Below are 20,463 nucleotides of genomic sequence, written 5' to 3'. Positions count from 1 at the left end.
CGAGCCGGAGAACACTCTAGTCCCGGCAAGTGGTGGTCAGCCGTTCTGCTGAGCTCGAATCTTACCGCCTCCCTGATCGGTAGCGCGATAGATCCAGAGCCGACTCGATGAGCAGACCCATCAAGTCTGTTCAATTTTGTTAATCAATTCAGTCACATCAACTATTGCCATGGACTTTCGTTGGAACTGTTGCAAGCCGCGCCGGCCTCACGGATCGCGGAATCTATTGGGCCGCACCTAAGTTCCAGATGTCCCGATGCAGGCGCCATGTCCCGTCGCCCCCTTTTTTCCAAACGACAATGTACTTGCCCGCAACGGTGGAAGGGGCACCGCCTTTGCTCGGCACACTGAGCGTAAATGCGCCAACTTCGTAGGCGAGATTCCCGCTCCCTTCCACTTCCAGCGCCTTCAGGGTGAGATTCTTCATCCCGGCCTTGATTGCGCCCTGCCAGAATTCTTCCACGCCCTTGCGGTCATCGACGCGTTTGCCGTCGGGTGGCAGCAGAGCGGCATCGTCGGTATACATTTGACCTACCGCTGCTGCGTTTCCGCTGTTGAAGGCGTCCATGAATTTTACCAACGCCGCTTCGATGTCCTCACGAGCCGAGTGGGCGGCCGCAGACAATGCAGACGAAAGAAGCAGCACAGCAGCAAATGCAAATGACTGAACCAGTCTCATTTCGTCCTCCCTTGCGTACCCGACATGCCCACCCGATGAATAGCGCCGACCCGAGGGCGCCGCGGCGTTCGATGGCTAGGCGCGGATTATATTAGACTTATCTGATATGACGGCGCAAGCGCAGCTGCGACCCTCTGAACGACCAGCGTAGCAGCTGCCGGAGAGCTTCAAAGCGGCGGCTACCGCCTCACTGCCTCCTCGTCTCGACGAAAGAGTTCGTTCGAATGATGCTTTTCCGTGGCTTTGCTCGCAAGTTTTCGTCAGCCAGCGCAGGGCCTCCTCTTACGCTCGCTGGTCGTCAAGGCCCAGCGGCCACTAGCTGACAGTCCCCCCGCAGCCAAGCCGCTGGGCCCTCGACGTGGGGAACGAGCATTGGAGACGATGTCGCGCTTTCCGTTACAGCCCGAAGGCGGGTGACAGATGACCGTGTCAGCCTCTCCACCCGAGCTACGATTTCACGCATTCGATCAGGCACAGCTCTCTCGGGCTAGCGCGCCAAGCATGAGTTAGCTCCCGAATGAGCAGGTGCCACCCAGTTCAACTTCGGCCCTTGCGCGCGCAAAGTATTGGGCGAGATCGATCGGCAGTCCGGTCGGCAAATTGGGGCAGCGATGGCGAGAATGAATGCCAGGAACTTCCCTTCGGTGCCGCTTCGTCGATCTGTTTGCCGAGAAGACGCGCGCGCTGCGTGCCGTCCCCCATACCGCAGAGAACTCACTTCAGGTCACACACACACACACGACGCCACCGAGATCCTGCATCAGTTTTCTACTCCGACGCCGCCACGTCACCAAGATCAGTCGCGAGCGTGATCGCGGCTATCAAATCGGGATCGCGCGCCGGAGCGCTCTATGAGTGAGCCCCGAACGGCGCGGTTCTCCTCGAGCAATCCGGCTCGACGTAAGGCGGGCCATCCGTGCCGGCCTCGTGACTAAGAGACGGGCGAATGGCGGTTCCTGGACTCACCTTTTTGTCATGAAGTCGCTTCCTTGAGCCGGTGGCGGAGTTCTTGCTTGATGACTCCAGCACCGTTTAGAATCGGTTTTCGGAAAATTTGTCTTGTGGCATCAATTTTCATGGAATAGGATCATTTTTCACAGGTGTTGGCCCAGCTGAACCAAAATTCGATGAAAGGATTCGCTTTTCATGCCTCCGGTGCAAGAGCACCAATTTTCAGGTCCTGTTACCGTTTTTCAGGAAATCCGCCTTCCTGAAACGGCGACCCCGGCCGGGTACAGCGCCCTGGTCGGAGCCTACAGGCTCGCCGTGCCCTTGCCCCGTAGGTTGTTCGCCACGGGCGAGCATCATCGCATTACCGAACGGGATGGCTGGCGGATCATGACCCCCCGCCACGCCCCAAATCCTACCCTCGAAGGCCACCTGACCTTTGCGCTCAAGTACGAGGGACTGGACCTTGCCGTCCTCAAGCGGCTGTTCCAAGTGACCGGTCCCGCGCCGATCGAGGCGCTGGTCCGTGAAAGCCCGACCGGCAGTTATGCCCGCCGCATCTGGTTTTTATATGAATGGCTGAGGGGCGCCCGTATCGATCTGCCGGACGCGGCGGCCGGACGATACATTCCGGTTGTCGATCCCGAGCTGCAGTGGCCCGGACCCGACAAGACCGCTTCGCGCTACCGCGTAAGGGACAATCTCCCCGGCACGCGTGAGTTCTGCCCTCTGGTGTTCCGCACCAAGATTCTCGAAAAATTCATCGGCCTTGAACTACCGCGGCGCGCGGAGGCAATCGTAGCGGACGTGCCGCGCGACCTTCTTGCTCGGACCGCCGCCTTTCTTTTGCTCAAAGACTCGCGATCAAGCTATGCGATCGAGGGCGAGCGCCCGCCGCAAGATCGCATCCAGCGCTGGGGCCGCGCCATCGGCGAAGCCGGCCGCTGGCCGATCGATCGCGATGAGCTGCTGCGTCTGCAAAGAATTGTACTTGGCGACGCCCGTTTCGCAAGACTTGGCTTCCGAAAAGAAGGAGGTTTCGTCGGTGAGCATGACCGAGACAACGGCACGCCCTTGCCCGATCACATCAGCGCTCGGCCCGAGGACCTGCCGCGGCTAATCGATGGAATGGCGGCGTTCGATCAGGGCCCCGCGCAAAACCTTGATGCAGTCGTAGCCGCCGCAATCCTCGCCTTCGGCTTTGTCTACATTCACCCGTTCGAGGACGGAAACGGCCGCATTCACCGCTACCTAATCCACCACGTCCTTGCCATGCGCGGCTTCAATCCGCCGGGAGTGGTCTTTCCCGTCTCGGCCGCGATCCTGGACCAGATCAACGAGTACAGGGGCGTGCTCGAGAGCTATTCGCAGCGCCTTCTGCCATTGGTGGAATGGGAACCGACGCCGCAATTCAACGTCCGGGTGCTGAATGACACCGGTGATTTCTACCGGTTCTTCGATGCAACCCCGCACGCCGAATTCCTCTATGCCTGCGTTCAGCGGACGATCGAACGGGACCTTCCCGAGGAAACCGCATTTCTGCAGCGCTACGATCAGTTCCGGCAGCAGGTGGACGCCTTTATTGACATGCCCGAGCGGTTGACCGATCTGCTCTTCCGTTTTCTTCACCAGAATGATGGACATCTATCGAACCGCGCGCGCGAAAAGGAATTCGCCACGCTGACCAGTGACGAGGCAGGAAGAATCGAGGCGATCTACGCGCAAACCTTTGGTGCCCATTGAAGGTGTGATCATCAGGATCGATTTTTAGTCCGACGGTTTGTAATTCCCTTGTCCCTGCCTTCATCTCCGAGGCTTGACTTGTCGCCGAGACATGCACGATTTTTTCCGCACGGTCTGACCGGCCGCCGATCAGCCGCGGCCAGAACGCGCTTGACAAACCGGAGCCGTCCCGTCCAACCTCACGCATTCACCAGGGGAGTCCCGGCAAGGGGCTGAGATACTGCTGGCATTCGCGGCGCAGTGACCCGTTGAACCTGATCCAGTTCATACTGGCGTAGGGACGGTGCAAGCGCTTGCGGGAGTTTACGCCCGAGGTCCTGTTTCGGCAGGTCGACAGAAGCGTCTTTTCATCCTCCCGGCACAGAACTGGGTCTCCAATGCAACGAGCAAAGGAGCCTCAAGATGAATGCCCTCACCCCCGCCGTCTCGACGGGACCGCTGCCCGCCTCACGAAAAATCCACAAGCCCGGTGCCATCCACCCGCAGATCAGGGTGCCGATGCGCGAAATCTCCGTCCATCCGACGGCCGGCGAACCGCCCGTCACCGTCTACGATCCGTCCGGCCCCTATACAGACCCGACTGTCGAAACCAGCATCGAAAATGGCCTTGCACGGCTTCGCCACGAATGGATTACGGCGCGCGGCGATGTCGAGGCCTATGACGGCCGCCATGTCCGGCCGGAGGACAACGGATTCGCGACGGGCGAACGCCTGACGCCGGAATTTCCCATTCGCCATCAACCGCTCAGAGCCAAAGCAGGCAAGGCGGTGACGCAGCTTGCCTATGCGCGCGCCGGCATCATCACACCCGAAATGGAGTTCGCCGCCATCCGCGAGAACCTTGGTCGCGAGATCCTGCACGGCAAGCTTGAGCGCGACGGCGAGGCTTTCGGCGCGACACTGCCCGATTTCGTCACGCCGGATTTCGTGCGTGATGAGGTGGCGCGCGGACGCGCAATCATTCCCGCCAACATCAACCATCCCGAGAGCGAGCCGATGATCATCGGTCGCAATTTCCTGGTCAAGATCAACGCCAACATCGGCAACTCCGCCGTCACATCGTCGATGGCTGAAGAGGTCGAAAAAATGGTGTGGGCGATCCGCTGGGGCGCAGACACGGTGATGGACCTGTCGACCGGCCGCAACATCCACAACATCCGCGACTGGATCGTCCGCAACGCGCCGGTTCCGATCGGCACGGTGCCGCTCTATCAGGCGCTCGAAAAGGTCGGCGGCATCGCCGAGGACCTGACCTGGGAGGTCTACCGCGACATGCTGATCGAACAGGCCGAACAGGGCGTCGACTATTTCACCATCCATGCGGGCGTGCGGCTGCACTACATCCCGCTGACCGTTGACCGGGTCACTGGCATCGTCTCGCGCGGTGGCTCGATCATGGCCAAATGGTGCCTGCATCATCACCGGGAAAGCTTCCTCTACGAACATTTCGCCGAGATCTGCGACATTTGCCGCGCCTATGACGTGTCCTTTTCGCTGGGCGACGGCCTTCGTCCTGGCTCGATCGCCGACGCCAATGACGCAGCACAATTCGCCGAGCTGGAGACGCTCGGCGAGCTGACACAGATCGCCTGGGCGAAGGATTGCCAGGTAATGATCGAAGGCCCCGGCCACGTGCCGATGCACAAGATCAAACAGAACATGGACAAGCAGCTCGCCGTCTGCGGCGAGGCGCCGTTCTATACGCTTGGGCCGCTGACGACCGACATCGCGCCGGGCTACGACCACATCACCTCCGGCATCGGCGCGGCGATGATCGGTTGGTTCGGCACCGCCATGCTCTGCTACGTCACGCCCAAGGAGCATCTCGGCCTTCCCGATCGCAACGACGTCAAGATCGGCGTGATCACCTACAAGATAGCCGCCCATGCCGCCGACCTGGCAAAAGGTCATCCGGCGGCGAAAGTCAGGGATGATGCCCTTTCCCGCGCGCGCTTCGAATTCCGCTGGGAGGACCAGTTCAACCTGTCGCTCGATCCCGAAACCGCGCGGTCCTTCCACGATCAGACCTTGCCCAAGGAGGCGCACAAGCTGGCGCATTTCTGCTCGATGTGCGGGCCGAAATTCTGCTCGATGCGAATTTCCCACGACATCCGCACCGAAGCGCAGAAGGAGGGCATGGCGGCGATGGCGGCGAAATACCGCGAGGGCGGCGATCTCTACCTGCCGGCGGACGAGACCGGCGCACCGCTCATACCTCAGCCACGTGAGCCATCATGAAGGTGCTGGTCAAAGGGGCCGGCGTTGCCGGCCTCACCGCCGCCTTCGAGCTCGCCGCACGCGGCGCGGCGGTTTCCGTTGCCGAGACAAGGCCTGGCCTTGGGGGCAATGCGTCGTGGTTCGCCGGCGGCATGTTGGCGCCATGGTGCGAGCGCGAAAGCGCCGAGCAGCCGGTGCTGGATCTCGGGCGCGGTGCCGCCGACTGGTGGGATGCCGCAACCCCCGGCCAGGTGACGCGGGCCGGAACGCTGGTCGTGGCCGCGCCGCGCGATGCGGGCGAGATCGACCGCTTCGCCAGCCGCACCTCGGGCCATCGGCGTGTCGATGAAGACGAAATTGCGCTCCTGGAGCCCGACCTCGCCGGCCGCTTCCGGCGCGGATTGCTCTTCTCCGACGAGGCGCATCTCGACCCGCGTCAGGCGATGGCAGCGCTTCATGACAAGCTCGCAGCCATGGGTGTCGAGTTTCACTTCGGCACCGAGGTCTGGCATGTTTTTGGTTTCGATCATCAGATCGACTGCACGGGAATGGCAGCCATCGATGACCGGCTACGTGGCGTTCGCGGCGAAATGCTGATCCTGCGCACGCCCGACATCTCGCTGTCGCGCCCGGTCCGGCTGCTTCATCCGCGCTTTCCGCTCTATGTGGTGCCGCGCACCGGCCAGTGTTTCATGGTCGGTGCGACCATGATCGAGAGCGGGTCCGCCGAGCCGGCCACGGTGCGTTCGATGATGGAGCTTCTGGGTGCCGCCTATGCCCTCCATCCGGCATTCGGCGAGGCCGGGATCGTTGAAACCGGTGTCGGCGTCCGTCCTGCTTTTCCCGACAATCTGCCGCGTGTCGAGGCACATGGAAGCACCGTCGCAGTCAACGGGCTTTATCGCCATGGCTTTCTTCTCGCCCCTGCCATGGCGCGCCAGGCGGCCGACCTGGTCTTCCATCAAGACGGAACGAAGGAGCTTGCTCATGAAACTGACGGTCAACGGCAAAGTGCATGAGGTTGCAGCCACCACGCTGGCCGAGCTGCTTGCGGCGCTCGACTTGAAGGCGATTGGCTGGCAACGGCCGTCAACAGCGAACTCGTGCACAAAGCCAACCGGGCGGAATTCCGGTTGAGCGACGGCGACCGGATCGAAATCCTCTCACCGATGCAGGGAGGCTAGGCCATGTTCGATCTTCTCGGAACGTCGCTTGCCTCCCGCCTGCTTCTCGGCACCGCTCAATATCCATCGCCGGCCATCCTTGCCGAGGCCGTCAAGGCGTCGGGCGCTTCGGCGGTAACCGTCTCGTTACGCCGTGAGATGGCAGGCGGCAGGGCCGGCGAACAATTCTGGTCGTTGATCCGCTCGCTCGGCGTCAGAATCCTGCCCAACACTGCCGGCTGCCACTCCGTCAAGGAAGCGGTCACGACCGCGAAGATGGCGCGCGAAGTTTTCGGCACCAACTGGATCAAGCTCGAAGTGATCGGCAACCACGACACGCTGCAGCCGGACGTGTTCGGGCTGGTCGAGGCCGCCCGCATCCTGTGCGAGGACGGTTTTGATGTATTCCCCTATACCACCGACGATCTTGTCGTCGCCGAGCGACTGCTGGAGGCGGGCTGCCAGGTTCTGATGCCGTGGTGTGCACCGATCGGTTCCGCCCTCGGGCCGATCAACATTCCGGCGCTGCGCTCGATGCGCGCACATTTCCCAGGCGTTCCGCTGATCGTGGATGCGGGGCTCGGACGGCCGTCGCACGCGGCAACCGTCATGGAGCTCGGCTTTGACGCCGTACTCCTGAACACCGCAGTCGCCAAGGCGGCCGATCCGGTCGGCATGGCGCGTGCGTTCGGCAAGGCGGTCGAGGCCGGTCGTGAAGCTTTCAACTCGGGAATGCTCGAACCGCAGGACGTCGCCGTGCCGTCGACGCCGACAATTGGCAGGGCAGTTTTTTCATGAAGCTCGACCCCTTCTACCTGATCGTCGACAGCGCCGCCTGGATCGAACGGCTGGTGCCGCTTGGCGTCAAGCTGGTTCAGTTGCGCATCAAGGATAGGGACGAGGCCACGTTGCGGACGGAAATCCGCCGCGCGAACGGCGTCTGCGCGGTCCATGGTTGCCAACTGATCGTCAACGACCATTGGCGGCTCGCCATTGAGGAAGGCTGCGACTTCGTCCATCTCGGCCAAGAGGATTTGGCTGCGGCCGACCTGCTGGCGATTAAGTACCCCGGATTGAAGCTTGGGCTCAGCACGCACGATCATCTCGAACTGGAAACGGCCATCGCTGCCGAGCCCGACTATATCGCGCTCGGCCCCATCTATCCCACCGTCCTGAAGCAGATGAAATGGGCGCCGCAAGGGCTCGAGCGGATCAGCGAGTGGAAGCATCGGGTGGCGCCGATCCCATTGGTCTCCATCGGCGGCCTCAACCCCGACCGGCTCGACGGTGTCTTCGAGGCTGGTGCGGACAGCGCCGCGGTGGTCACCGACATCACCTTGAATGCCGATCCCGAAGCGCGCACGCGAGAATGGATCGAAAAGACAAAGCCATGGCGCTGAGGCGAGAACCGCATGTGCTCGTGGTCGGCGGATCAGACTCCAGCGGTGGGGCTGGAATTGCACGCGATATCGAGACGATCTCTTCCATTGGCGTGCGCACCTGCCTCGCTGTCACCGCGCTCACAGTGCAAACGCACGACGCCGTACTGGAAATCCTTCATTCGCCACCAAGCCTGGTGGCTGATCAGATGCGCGCCGCGCTGCAGGCCAACGAAGTGGCGGCAATCAAGATCGGCATGCTCGGAACAGCCGAGACCATCGCTGCGGTTGCCGCCGTACTGCGCGAAAATCGACAGGTGCCGGCAGTACTCGATCCAGTGCTGGCCTCCACCTCAGGCCGGGCGCTCTTACAGGCAGCCGCTATCGCTGTCATGAAGCGCGATCTGATGCCGCTTTGCTGCCTTGTCACGCCCAACCTTCCCGAACTGGCGCACCTTATTGGCTCCGAACTGGCAGTGGATGAGGACGATGCGCTCCGACAAGGACAAAGACTGTTGGCCGCCGGCCCTCAGGCCCTGCTGATCAAGGGTGGGCATGCCTCGGGACTCCGATCGACCGATATTTTATTACGCTCCGATCATGAACCCATCCACGTCGATACACCGCGCCTTGCCACATCAATGCGCGGAACAGGTTGCATACTGGCCAGCGCGATTGCGGCGCATCTGGCGAAGGCGAAGCCGCTTGAAGACTGCGTGCGCGAAAGCAAGCGGGTTGTCTTCGCCACGTTTCAGAGGAATGGAGCAGAATGAACCCGGCTATGCGGTACAAGCAGCTTTGGCCGCTAGTATGCTGGATCCTGAGCGTCTTGCTCGCTGGCGCAAACTCTTAGACGAAAATCGCAACAACACGGCGGTTCGAACCGGACCTCGTGGAAGCAATTCGGCCGCGGTCGCAGCGATCATTCATGAAGGAGGAGAGCTGGTCCTCTTGTTTCGAGGGGATCGGCAGCTCGTAGTTCGCAGTTTCGTTCAGTCCGGGGAGTCGGAGTGGATTCGAACGGCGTGACCGCCCAACCCAAATTAGAGAAAGTGGTGCGGGTGGCAGCGTGAACCTGCGACCCCATCGTCCCGAACGATGTGCGCTACCAGCAAAGCCGCAGCTTTTTGGGCCCGATCGTCACGCTTGCTTCGCAATGATCGCGTTTCCTTTCGAGCTTTGGGTGGGAAACATAGGGCCCCCCCTGCCGAGTTCATGTTTCATTGTCATCTGTCCTGAGACCGATTTCGTCGCCTCGGCGGCGACCTGCTTCTTGGCGATCTTCTCGGCGGCGTCTGCCTGGAAGTCGGGATGATGGTGGCCATAAGTATCGATCAGGACATCCACGGTGATGCCCAGAAAGCCCGCCGCCTGCCACATGTCGGCGCCGGCCCGCATCAGCCAGGTCGCAGCGGTGTGGCGAAGCGTGTGCGAAGTGACGTCGGGACCGAGGCCGGCTGCCTCGCGAGCTCTCCTGAAGCTCTTCTTTACCGACACCACCGGCTTTCCATTCCATTCCACGACAAAATCTTGCGATATTTTTCGGCCGATATTTGCGCTTTTGCCGCGCGCCTTGGTTCTGATATCGAGATCCGTGCACGCCCAGCGGCGGAGGTGAGCCAATAGCCGGTCCGGCAGGCGCACGGGCGGCTGGCGTTTTTTGGTCTTCTTTGCGCCATCGGCACGGCGGTAAAAGATGCCGCGGTCAAGGTCCACATAACCACGCCCTTTGGTTGGACGGACGGCGGCGCCGCAGACTGCGGCAGAGCGTGTTCCTGTATAAAGCGCGACAAGCATGAAGCGGGCGAGGTGTCGTCCGGTACGCCGGCCGCTCTCCTGGCCCTTCCATTTCTGCTTCATACGCCAAGCTGCCCAGATGAGAGCGGCCGCTTCACTGCGCGTCAACCAGCGCTCGCGTGCACCAGCCTTGTCGGGCAGGACAATCGTCGGTGCGGCAGTCGTGTAACCTTCCCTGCGATAGTAGTTGATGGCTGCACGAAAATCCTCGAGTTGGCGGCGCGCAACGGCTTCTGTGGGACAGGACGCGGCGTAGTCGCGGCAGAGTTTGCCGTTAATAGCGGCGAGGGTCTTTTCACCGAAGAAATCGAGGATGTTGTCCAGCCGAGCCGCCGTCTCTTCCGGCGCGGCATGCTTCGGTGCAACCTCTCTCAGGTAGACGCTGACGACATCGGCTATCAAGACATCTTCGGCACCGCGCGCTCGGTGGTACTTGCTGGCGATGTAGACCGCGAGCGCCTTTTCAGCTTCAGGTCCTGGATGGCCCTTTTCGCCGCTGCCAGCGCTGATGAACGTTGTTCGATCGCGGATAAACCATCCAGCTTTGTTTCGGAGTGTTCCGTCCTTTTTCCAGCTTTCGCCGCGCCAGACGAGGCGTGGCCCTTTCGACGCCCGCGGCATAGTTCCCTCATTCTGGTGATCGCCAGCAAGGTGACGTACTCCTTTCCTGCGATTAGCTCGGTTTCAAGTCGGCCGGCGTCACGTTCCTTGCGTAGGCCTGCTGCGCACATCGAGCCATCGGGAAAGGCAATTCGTGCTGCAATCGCGACGCGCAGGGGCGTGGTCTCGTCGAATTGGTCGGGGATTTTCAAAACGGAGCCCTCAGCCAATCTCTATGGTCCGATAGTTTCGCTCGGAAACAGACGGATCGCGGTTCGCATTGAGCACACTTTTCTGTCTCGCCATTCCGGATGCCCTGCCGCACGATCTTTTCTCTGAATATACGGCTGCGAAAAGCGCCGACTGGAGCGCCTGCGGCAAAGATGCTCCTTTGACCTGCTAATCGGAACGGTTGCGCTGACGCGCACTCCACGAGCCTTTCGGCTGGCTCCCCACTTCCGTGGCCGGTGGAACCGCTCCTGACTGGCTTCGGCTGTCTGTGCGGCTTCCGTTTTCATGGACTCACTGCCGGGTCGCTTGGGCCTACTCCCGTGCGCCCGGCTTAGTGGGTTCTGCTGATCGCCTCACGCTGCGGTTTCGAATGGTGTCTTCCACCTCGGAGTTGGTCGGCAACCGAAATCTTCATTTGAGTTCATAAAGTTGGAGGGCCGCGCTTGGCGCACTGACGGGTTGAAGGCTGGGAGAGAGGCTCCCGGCGCCCGGCGCGGAGACTCGCAATGACCAAGCATCGGCACCAAGCTGCCCCGACGCGGGCCAGCGTATATGAGGACATCACCAGCAAGATCATCGGCGAGCTGGAGGCCGGTCGGCTGCCCTGGGTTCAGCCATGGGGAATGGCAGCTGCGAAGGCGCCGCTCGCCATGCCGAAGAACGCCGCCACCGACCGGCAATACTCTGGAATTAATGTCCTGATCCTCTGGGGTTCGGTGATCGAGCAGGGCTTTTCAGGACAGAGCTGGCTGACCTTCCGCCAGGCGCTCGCGCTTGGCGGTAGCGTCCGCAAGGGTGAGCATGGAACGACAGTCGTCTACGCCCATCGGTTCGTGCCCGACGACGAGAAAAAGCGTACCCGCGAAACCGGCGAGCAAGCCCGATCGATCCCATTCCTCAAACGCTTCACGGTGTTCAACGCCGCGCAGTGCGACGGGCTGCCCGACGATGTTGCGATGGCCACGCACCCGCCCCTACCCGGCCTGATCGAGCCGAAGGTCGAGAGGCTGATCAAGCAGACGGGGATCGATTTCCGGGTTGGTGGCAGCCGCGCCTTCTACGCTCCGGCCCACGATTATGTGCGGGTCCCGCCACCCCAAGCCTACTTCGAGCCGATCAATTGGCACCGGACCGCCCTGCATGAACTCGGGCACGCCACCGGTCATGCCTCACGCCTCAACCGGGATTTGTCTGGTTCCTTCGGCACCAAGAAGTATGCCTTCGAAGAGCTGGTTGCCGAGATATGTGCGGCTTTCTGTTGCGCCTCGCTGGGCATCACGCCGACCGTGCGTCACGCCGACTATATCGGCTCGTGGCTGGAGGTGCTGCGCGAGGATAACCGTGCGATCGTTCGCGCCGCCTCTCTGGCAAGCAGGGCTGCGGATTATCTCTTGGGTTTTTTGCCGGACAAAGTGGCCGCTGACGACGATCGGCGGGAGGCAGCGTAATGGCCGCCCGCTTCCAGTTCGGCGTCTTCCTGCGGATGCGTTCATGACCGAAGTCTGCCTCGATGCCGGACCCCGCTGCGGCGAAGTCGTTGCAGAGCGCCAGGACCGACCTGCTGCTCCGCGACAAGTGTCGCGTGGCTGCCGAGCACATCAGAGGGCGAGGAGTGACGGAATTCTCATGACGGGTTTGGAGGTCGAGAGAGAGGCTCTCGGCCGCCCGTCGCGGAGTACATCCCGATGGCTACTGCCGTTCAGAAGATCACCCTGTCGTCCTCGCGCGACATTCCGTTCAACAAGCTGGTGCTCTCCCAGTCCAATGTCCGGCGCGTCAAGGTCAGCATCTCGATCGAGGATCTTGCGGCCTCGATCGCCCGCCGCGGCTTGATCCAGAGCCTCAGCGTCTTGCCCGTGGTCGACAGCGACGGTAACGAGACTGGCATGTTTGAGGTGCCTGCCGGAGGCCGGCGCTTCCGCGCGCTTGAGCTGCTGGTGAAGCAAAAGCGCCTCGCCAAGACCGCCCTCGTGCCCTGTGTCGTGCGCGCCCGTCACAGCGCGATCGTTGCCGAGGAGGTGTCGCTCGCCGAGAACATTGAGCGAGCGCCGCTGCACCCGCTCGATCAGTTTCGCGCCTTCCAGGACATGCGCCAAAAAGGCATGAGCGAGGAGGAGATTGCCGCAGCCTTCTTCGTGCCGGTCAACGTTGTTAAGCAACGGCTTAGGCTGGCTTCTGTCTCCCCAGTGCTGCTCGATGTGTATGCCGATGACGGGATGACGCTGGAGCAACTCATGGCTTTCACGGTCTCTGAAGACCGCGCTCGCCAGGAGCAGATCTGGGAGGCAATCAGGGATGCCTGGTCGAAAGAGCCCTATCAAATCCGGCGCATGCTGACCGAAACGACGGTGCGCGCCTCCGACAAGCGCGCCGTCTTCGTGGGGACCGACGCCTATGAGGCCGCGGGTGGTATCGTCATGCACGACCTGTTCCAGTCGGATGACGGCGGCTGGCTGCAGGATGCAGCGCTGCTGGACCGCCTGGTCACAGAGAAGCTCAAGGCGGTTGCCCAGGAAGTTGCAGCCGAGGGTTGGAAGTGGGTCGAGGTCGCCATCAGCTTCCCCTACGACGCAACGCGTGGGCTGTATCATCTGCAGAGTGATCCGCTCGATCTCTCTGCCGAGGAGCAGGCTACCATCGATGCCCTCAACGCCGAGCATGCCAAGCTTGAAACCGAATATGAGGGTGCTGACGAGCTGCCCGAAGACGTCGATCAGCGACTCGGTGAAATCGAGACCGCGCTCGCCAATTTCGACAAGCGCCCAAGGCAATTCGATCCGGCCGACATCGCCGTCGCCGGCGCGTTCGTCAGCATCGACACTGACGGCTCACTCTCGGTCGACCGCGGCTTTCTCCGGCCTGAGGACGTGCCGCTGATGTCATTTGACGGCGCGAATGAATCGAAAAGGGACGGCAGGTCCGGAGCTGCCGACAGCTCGTCGGTGCACCGTGCCGTTGTCACCATTGGCGGCCAGGCTGTCGAGTGCGAGGAAGACGAGGACGATGCGGTCAAGCCCCTGCCGGACCGACTGATGACAGAGTTGACCGCACACCGGACACTGGCGTTGCGCGATGCGGTTGCCGGCAACCCTCACGTCGCCATGACAGCGCTCTTGCACAAGCTGGTCACTGACACGTTCCAGCACCGCACCACGAACGGGTGCCTGGAGGCCTCGATCCGTCACGTCTTCTTCCCTCTGCAGGCAGGTGACCTGAAGGACAGCCCCTCGGCGAAATCGGTGGCCGAACGCCATGAGGGCTGGAAATCGGACCTGCCGACCGAGGACGATGCACTTTGGGACTGGATCGCCTCACTTGATGAGACCAGCCGCGCGGCGTTGCTCGCCCATTGCGTCAGCTACGGCGTGAACGCGCTCCACGAGAAAGGCGACCGCTATGGCGGCGCTGTCTCGGCACACGGCGTTCGGCAGCGGATCGCGCAAGCTGATCGACTGGCACGCGCGGTCGGTCTCGATATGGTTGACGCCGGCTGGACACCGACAGTCGAAAACTATCTCGGCCGCATCACCAAGTCCCGCATTCTCGAGGCGGTGCGAGAGGCGAAGGGCGAACAGGCCGCGCAGCTAATCGAGCATCTGAAAAAGGGAGATATGGCGAAGGAAGCCGAGCGCTTGCTGACCGATAGTGGCTGGCTGCCCGAGCCGCTGCGCCTGGTCGACCTCGACGGCAGCGCTGGCGCTGATAACGGCGCCGGCACCGACGGCTATGGGGAAGAGCTGCCCGAATTCCTCTCAGACGACGATGCGCAGATTGAAGACAGCGAACCGCACATGGCCGCTGAATAGATCGCCTCGCGCGGAGCGGGTTCGGCCCGCTCCGCGCCCTTTCCTACCGCTGCCGGACGCTCACTTTCTCAGACACGGGCAAAGCTAATTGGCCGCTTCAGCCGCGTCCTTCTCGCTCGGCGGCTGCTGCCCCGCCGTCCCCACTGCGTGCCAAGATATCGCCCCGGGCTGCCAACCGCGTTGCCGCTGTCGTCGTTGGGCTGACGGCGGGTAGCGGCGCAGCGCCTGGATCGAAGAAGGATCGTTATCGGCAGGACCGCAGTCCAGAGGGGAGAGGCCGGCCAGGGCGGATTTGAGCCGGATTGGTCGAGAGAGAGGGCCGCCCGGTTCATTCCCGTTCCGCTCTCCTCGAGGTTTTCTCCATGTTTGATGTTTCTTCGAAGACTGCCGCTCCGGCAGTGCCGCTTCCGCTTGTCTCATCCCCGGCTGTCGAACCAGCTGCCGCCATCCACAGCGCGGCGCAGTTTCTTCTGCCCCATCTCGAACGCGGTCAGCGCGTCGACGTCTCGAGCCTTCGCTCGGCCATGGAAGCTGCCTTCGGTGCCTCCGATGCGTCCGGCGCATGGGACTGGAAATCAGCCTATGACGCTTGCGAAGTCGCGACGGTGCTGTTCCTGCGCAAATACGGAAAGTCGCTTTTCCGCAAAGCCGGTTCTGCGGCCGCCGCACTTCCGATGCTGGGCAAGATCGCCGGCCTGTTCCCAACTCACACGCGCCGCTCCGAAGAGACCGAAGCGCTTCAGCAGTTCAGCACCCCCATTCCGCTCGGTCTGGCGGCCGTTACTGCCGCGGCAATCACCCCTGCCGACCGCGTGCTTGAGCCCTCCGCCGGCACCGGGTTACTTGCTATTCTGGCCGAGATCAGTGGCAGCACGTTGCTGCTCAACGAACTGGCCGAGGCCCGCGCCGGGCTTCTCTCATTGCTCTTTCCGGCCATCCCCGTCACTCGCTTCAACGCAGCGCAGATCGATGATTATCTCGATCCCGGCATTGCACCAAGCGTCGTGCTGATGAACCCGCCGTTCTCGGTGCTTGCTAACGTCAGCGGCCGCGTGTCCGACGCTGCCTATCGTCACGTCGCCTCTGCGCTGGCCCGGCTCGCCGAGGGCGGGCGGCTTGTCGCAATCACTGGCGCAAATTTTTCCCCAGAGCTGCCCATCTGGCGCGAGTCCTTCGTCAGGCTCCAGGAGCGCGGTCGCGTCGTGTTCACCGCCGCGATCGACGGCGCCGTCTACGCCAGGCATGGCACCACCGTCGAGACCCGGCTGACCGTCATCGACAAACTGCCGGCCGACAAACGAGGCACCCTTCCAGCATCGGCCGGCATGGCGCCCGATGTCGCCACACTGATCGCCTGGATTGACAAGCATGTTCCCGCGCGACTGCCGGTCAGCGCTTCGGCTTTCGTGCCCGCCGTCAAGGCGACGGGGCCCACCGCGCGCGGCGTGCGCGGCTATCTCGCCAGATCCGCCGGTCCCACTCCGGTGCGCAGCCTTGCCGAGCCGGAAGGCACCGCGCTTGCTTACGAGACATTGGACTGGACGCCTGCCGAAAGTAGGCGCATCACCGATGGCATCTATGAGGAGTACGGGTTGCAGGCGATCCGCATTCCGGGCGCCCATCCGCATCCGACCAAGCTGGTCCAATCGGCGGCAATGGCATCCGTTGCCCCGCCGAAGCCGAGCTACCGGCCGATTCTTCCTGCCAAGGTTGTCAGCGACGGCCTCTTGTCCGACGCGCAGCTAGAAACAGTCATCTATGCCGGCGAGGCCCATTCGGAGTTCCTCACCGGTTCCTGGACGGTGGACGACACCTTCGACCTTGTCTCTGCCGCGCGCGACGATGCCGCGCACGCCGTGCGATTCCGCCGGGGCTTCATGCTCGGCGACGGGACGGGCGCCGGCAAGGGCCGCCAGTCAGCAGGCATCATCCTGGACAGTTGGATGCAGGGCCGCCGCAAGGCGATGTGGATCTCCAAATCCGACAAGCTGATCGAAGACGCCCAGCGCGACTGGTCTGCTCTCGGCATGGAGCGCCTGCTGGTCACGCCGCTGTTGCGGTTCCCGCGGGGCAAGGCCATCCGCCTCGATCAAGGGGTCCTATTCACCACCTACGCCACGCTGCGCTCCGACGAACGCGGTGAGAAGATCTCGCGCGTGCGGCAGATCGTCGAATGGTTGGGCACCGACTTCGACGGAGTGATCATTTTCGACGAGAGCCACGCTATGCAGAACGCGGCAGGCGGGAAGGGAGAACGCGGCGACGTCGCCGCCTCACAGCAGGGACGCGCCGGGCTCCGCCTCCAAAACGCCCTGCCGAACGCCCGCGTCGTCTATGTCTCGGCGACGGGAGCAACCACCGTCCACAACCTCGCCTACGCGCAGCGTTTGGGCCTGTGGGGTGGCGACGATTTGCCCTTTGCGACCAGGGCCGAATTTGTCGAGACGATCGAGGCTGGCGGCGTTGCCGCCATGGAAGTGCTGGCCCGAGACCTCCGCGCAATCGGTCTCTATACGGCCCGATCGCTCTCGTACGATGGTGTCGAATACGAGCTGGTCGAGCACCAGCTTACCTCCGAGCAGACCCGCATCTACGACGCCTATGCCGGAGCGTTTAGCGTCATTCATAACAATCTCGACGCCGCGATGCGGGCCGCCAACGTCACAGGCGAGACCGGGACACTGAACCGTCAGGCAAAGTCGGCTGCACGTTCGGCTTTCGAGAGCACGAAACAGCGCTTTTTCGGCCATTTGCTCACCGGCATGAAGACGCCGACCCTGATACGCTCGATCGAGCGCGATCTCCATCAAGGCCATGCCGCCGTCATCCAGATCGTCTCGACCGGCGAGGCGCTGATGGAACGGCGCCGCGCGGAAATTCCAACCGAGGAATGGAACGACGTTCGCGTCGACATCACGCCGCGCGAATATGTCCTCTCGTATCTGCAGCATTCCTTCCCCGTGCAACTCTACGAGCCGTTCACCGACAGCGAAGGCAATTTGTCGTCACGTCCGGTCTATCGTGACGGCCAGCCCGTCGAGAGCCGCGAAGCGGTCGCCCGCCGCGATCACCTCATCGAGCAACTCGCTTCACTCGCCCCCGTCCCGGGGGCACTCGATCAGATCGTACAGCGCTTCGGCACCGACCTCGTAGCGGAAGTGACAGGCCGGTCGCGCCGCATCGTGCGCAAGACCAGCACTCGAGGCATCGATCGCCTTGTCGTCGAAAACCGCGCCGGATCGGCCAATCTCGCCGAGGCACAGGCATTCATGGATGACTGCAAGCGCATATTGGTGTTTTCCGACGCCGGTGGCACTGGCCGCAGCTATCACGCTGATCTCACTGCGAAGAACCGCCGCCTTCGAGTTCACTATCTGCTCGAGCCGGGCTGGAGGGCCGATGCCGCCATCCAGGGCTTGGGGCGCACCAACCGCACGAACCAGGCGCAGCCGCCGCTGTTCCGGCCGGTTGCGACCGATGTGAAGGCTGAGAAGCGCTTTCTCTCGACGATAGCCCGGCGCCTCGACACATTGGGCGCCATTACGCGCGGCCAGCGCCAGACCGGCGGCCAGGGCCTATTTCGCCCTGAGGACAATCTGGAGTCGCACTATGCCCGCGACGCGCTGCGGCAGCTTTACCTGCTGCTGGTTCGCGGCAAGGTGGACGGCTGCTCACTCCAGATGTTCGAGGAAGCGACCGGCCTAACACTGACGGATTCCACCGGCATCAAGGACGAGCTGCCGCCGATCACGACCTTCCTCAATCGGCTGCTGGCGCTTACCATCCCGCTTCAAACCGCCCTGTTTACGGCCTTCGAGCAATTGCTGAATGCGAAAATCGAGGGCGCCATCGCCTCCGGTGCCTACGACATCGGCTTGGAAACACTGCGTGCGGAGAGCTTCGTCGTCACCGAGCGACGCGTCATCCATGTCCATGCCGCCACCGGTGCGGAAACGCGACTGCTGACCATCGCCCAGCGCAAGCGCAACCGACCCGTTTCACTTGCCGATGCCCTTGCTCAGCTTCACGATCCCCGCGCGAAGCTCCTGGTCAACAACCGATCCGGCCGCGCCGCCGTACAGGTGCCAGCGCCAGCGCTGATGCTCGACAACGGCGAGATCGAATGGCGAGTCCGGCTGATCCGGCCGATGGAGCACCATCAGGCCTCATTGAAGATGATGGCGGAGAGCCACTGGGTTGAGGCTGAGCAGGCTGCATTCGCTGACGCCTGGAGTGCCGAGACGGCTGACGTGCCCGAATTCACGGACAGCACTATCCATGTCGTTGCCGGCATGCTGCTGCCGATCTGGAAGCGTCTGCCCAGGGAATTCTCACGTGTGTACCGGCTCCAGACTGACGATGGCGAGCGCATCATCGGTCGTCAGGTCCCGCCAGCATGGATCGCGGGCGCACTGGCAACAAGCTCGCCTTCGATCACAGCCAGTGATGCTTTCGTTGCGCTTCTGGGCGGTCGAACGATCCTCGACCTCGTCGATGGTCTGCAGCTTCGGCGCAGCCGCCTCATGGGCGTCAGCCGAATCGAGCTGACGGGCTTCAACGACACAATGCGTGACCGTCTTTCGGCTTACGGCCTCTTCCGAGAGATCATCTCCTGGAAGCTGCGCATGTTCGTGCCCGCCGACGCATCTGGACCCGCAATTCTGGGCAAGTTGCTGAAGGGTTATCCAGTCCAGCGCATCGACACGCGGGAGGATGCGTGATGGCCCGCCACGATGCGTCAGAACTGGCGCACCGCCTCGGCCGGCACGCTGAGGCGGTTTGTCGCTACTATCTTTCGAACGGGCATCGCGAGGGCCGCTACTGGCTTGTCGGCGATGTGCAAAACACGCCGGGCCGCTCAATGTTCGTGCGGCTCGTCGGGTCAGCGAACGGAAAAGGAGCCGCCGGCAAGTGGGCCGATGCGGCGACTGGCGAGCATGGCGACCTTCTAGACGTCATTCGCGAAAGCCGCGGCTTCAGCAACTTCAAGGACGTTGCGAATGAAGCAATGACGTTTCTCGGCTTGCCGCATCCCGAACCAGAGCAGATTTCTCCCCGGCCGAAATCGGTAGACACGCCATCCGGATCATCGGAAGCAGCGCGTCGGCTGTTTGCGATGTCGCAGCCGATTGCGGGTACGGTCGTAGAGGCGTATCTGCGCAACCGCAGCATTGCCGCTTTGCACGGGACCGAAAGCCTGCGTTTTCACCCGCGCTGCTACTACCGGCCCCACGAACATGCGCCGACTGAGACCTGGCCGGCGATGATCGCTTCCGTCACCGATCTCGACGGCCATTTGACTGGCGCACATCGCACCTGGCTTGATCCTTCCGGCAGGGGCAAGGCACCGGTCGGTACGCCGAAGCGCGCGATGGGCGATCTTCTCGGTCACGCGGTTCGCTTTGGCCTGCCGGGCGACGTCATGGCGGGCGGCGAAGGCATCGAGACCGTCTTGTCGCTTCGGTGCATCCTGCCCGATATGGCTATGGCAGCGGCACTCTCGGCAGCCCATCTCGCTGCCATGCTGTTCCCCCTCACGCTGAGACGGCTCTACATCGTGCGCGATGCCGATCCAGCCGGCGACAGCGCGCGTGACACCTTGATCAAAAGAGCGAATGCTGCCGGGATTGAGGCGATCGTGCTCTCGCCGGCACTTGGAGACTTCAACGAAGATCTCTGTACGCTTGGCGTGGATGATCTTCGAGCACGCGCGCGTGTCCAGCTCGCCCCGCAGGACATCGCCCGTTTCATGGCAGTGGCGGGATAATTCGAAACGAACAACCTGTCCGCTGTCGCTTGCATCGCTCGAATGCCCCCCGAAGTCGGAGAGAACCGCGCCTGCGGGCCTTCGAGAGGGCGATCGGCCAGCAAACGACCCGGACCCGCAATGTCTTCGGCCG

The 20,463-nt window shown here is 62.5% G+C and carries 12 protein-coding genes, 2 pseudogenes and 1 riboswitch; of the genes and pseudogenes, 12 read left to right on the top strand and 2 right to left on the bottom strand.

Annotation, left to right across the window (positions count from 1 at the left end):
- Nucleotides 1–223: 223 nt before the first annotated feature.
- Nucleotides 224–679 carry a YybH family protein gene (locus NKH71_RS12570; protein WP_051409569.1) on the bottom strand — a complete coding sequence of 152 codons (456 nt, stop codon included), beginning with the start codon at nt 677–679 and terminating at the stop codon, nt 224–226.
- 1,146 nt (nt 680–1,825) lie between these two features.
- Here NKH71_RS12570 and NKH71_RS12565 point away from each other — a divergent pair.
- The 8 genes and pseudogenes from NKH71_RS12565 to NKH71_RS12530 all read left to right on the top strand — a co-directional run.
- Nucleotides 1,826–3,370 carry a Fic family protein gene (locus tag NKH71_RS12565; RefSeq protein WP_023717068.1) on the top strand — a complete coding sequence of 515 codons (1,545 nt, stop codon included), beginning with the start codon at nt 1,826–1,828 and terminating at the stop codon, nt 3,368–3,370.
- A 182-nt stretch (nt 3,371–3,552) separates the two neighbouring features.
- Nucleotides 3,553–3,669: riboswitch (TPP riboswitch) on the top strand.
- A 103-nt stretch (nt 3,670–3,772) separates the two neighbouring features.
- A complete protein-coding gene (gene thiC / locus NKH71_RS12560) occupies nt 3,773–5,608 on the top strand; it encodes a phosphomethylpyrimidine synthase ThiC (RefSeq protein ID WP_352895049.1) in 1,836 nt (611 codons plus the stop codon).
- Nucleotides 5,605–6,606, top strand: a complete 1,002-nt coding sequence (thiO, locus tag NKH71_RS12555) for a glycine oxidase ThiO (protein ID WP_023717066.1) — start codon at nt 5,605–5,607, stop codon at nt 6,604–6,606. Before thiC ends, thiO begins: the two co-directional genes overlap by 4 nt.
- Nucleotides 6,575–6,771, top strand: a pseudogene (gene thiS / locus NKH71_RS12550) (sulfur carrier protein ThiS). Before thiO ends, thiS begins: the two are co-directional and overlap by 32 nt.
- A 3-nt stretch (nt 6,772–6,774) precedes the next feature.
- Nucleotides 6,775–7,548: a thiazole synthase gene (locus NKH71_RS12545; protein WP_352494344.1), complete on the top strand. Its 774-nt coding sequence runs from the start codon at nt 6,775–6,777 to the stop codon at nt 7,546–7,548.
- Nucleotides 7,545–8,150, top strand: coding sequence for a thiamine phosphate synthase (locus tag NKH71_RS12540; RefSeq protein ID WP_023717063.1), 606 nt, complete (start codon nt 7,545–7,547; stop codon nt 8,148–8,150). Before NKH71_RS12545 ends, NKH71_RS12540 begins: the two co-directional genes overlap by 4 nt.
- The gene (locus NKH71_RS12535; protein WP_023717062.1) at nt 8,141–8,902 is read left to right on the top strand and encodes a hydroxymethylpyrimidine/phosphomethylpyrimidine kinase; all 762 of its coding nucleotides are present in this window, start codon (nt 8,141–8,143) and stop codon (nt 8,900–8,902) included. The genes NKH71_RS12540 and NKH71_RS12535 overlap by 10 nt, the downstream gene beginning before the upstream one ends.
- A pseudogene (locus NKH71_RS12530) lies at nt 8,898–9,041 on the top strand (ribosome small subunit-dependent GTPase A); the annotation flags it as partial. The gene NKH71_RS12535 and the pseudogene NKH71_RS12530, both read left to right, overlap by 5 nt.
- 228 nt (nt 9,042–9,269) lie before the next feature.
- Here NKH71_RS12530 and NKH71_RS12525 read toward each other — a convergent pair.
- A complete protein-coding gene (locus tag NKH71_RS12525; protein WP_352515843.1) occupies nt 9,270–10,547 on the bottom strand; it encodes a tyrosine-type recombinase/integrase in 1,278 nt (425 codons plus the stop codon).
- A gap of 716 nt (nt 10,548–11,263) precedes the next feature.
- Between NKH71_RS12525 and NKH71_RS12520 the strand changes: the two genes are divergently transcribed.
- From NKH71_RS12520 to NKH71_RS12505, 4 genes are all read left to right on the top strand, one after another.
- Nucleotides 11,264–12,205 (top strand): ArdC family protein, encoded by a 942-nt coding sequence (locus tag NKH71_RS12520; protein WP_023717060.1) that lies wholly within the window; start codon nt 11,264–11,266, stop codon nt 12,203–12,205.
- A 237-nt stretch (nt 12,206–12,442) separates the two neighbouring features.
- Complete coding sequence (locus NKH71_RS12515) at nt 12,443–14,563, top strand: ParB/RepB/Spo0J family partition protein (RefSeq protein WP_352589107.1); 2,121 nt, start codon at nt 12,443–12,445, stop codon at nt 14,561–14,563.
- A 362-nt stretch (nt 14,564–14,925) separates the two neighbouring features.
- Nucleotides 14,926–19,284, top strand: coding sequence for a strawberry notch-like NTP hydrolase domain-containing protein (locus tag NKH71_RS12510; protein WP_352895047.1), 4,359 nt, complete (start codon nt 14,926–14,928; stop codon nt 19,282–19,284).
- Nucleotides 19,284–20,330, top strand: a complete 1,047-nt coding sequence (locus NKH71_RS12505; RefSeq protein WP_023717056.1) for a DUF7146 domain-containing protein — start codon at nt 19,284–19,286, stop codon at nt 20,328–20,330. The genes NKH71_RS12510 and NKH71_RS12505 overlap by 1 nt, the downstream gene beginning before the upstream one ends.
- Nucleotides 20,331–20,463: the final 133 nt, after the last annotated feature.

This window comes from Mesorhizobium sp. M0983 (assembly GCF_040318975.1).
GTDB lineage: Bacteria > Pseudomonadota > Alphaproteobacteria > Rhizobiales > Rhizobiaceae > Mesorhizobium.
This window is presented reverse-complemented; position numbering and strand designations above follow the sequence as displayed.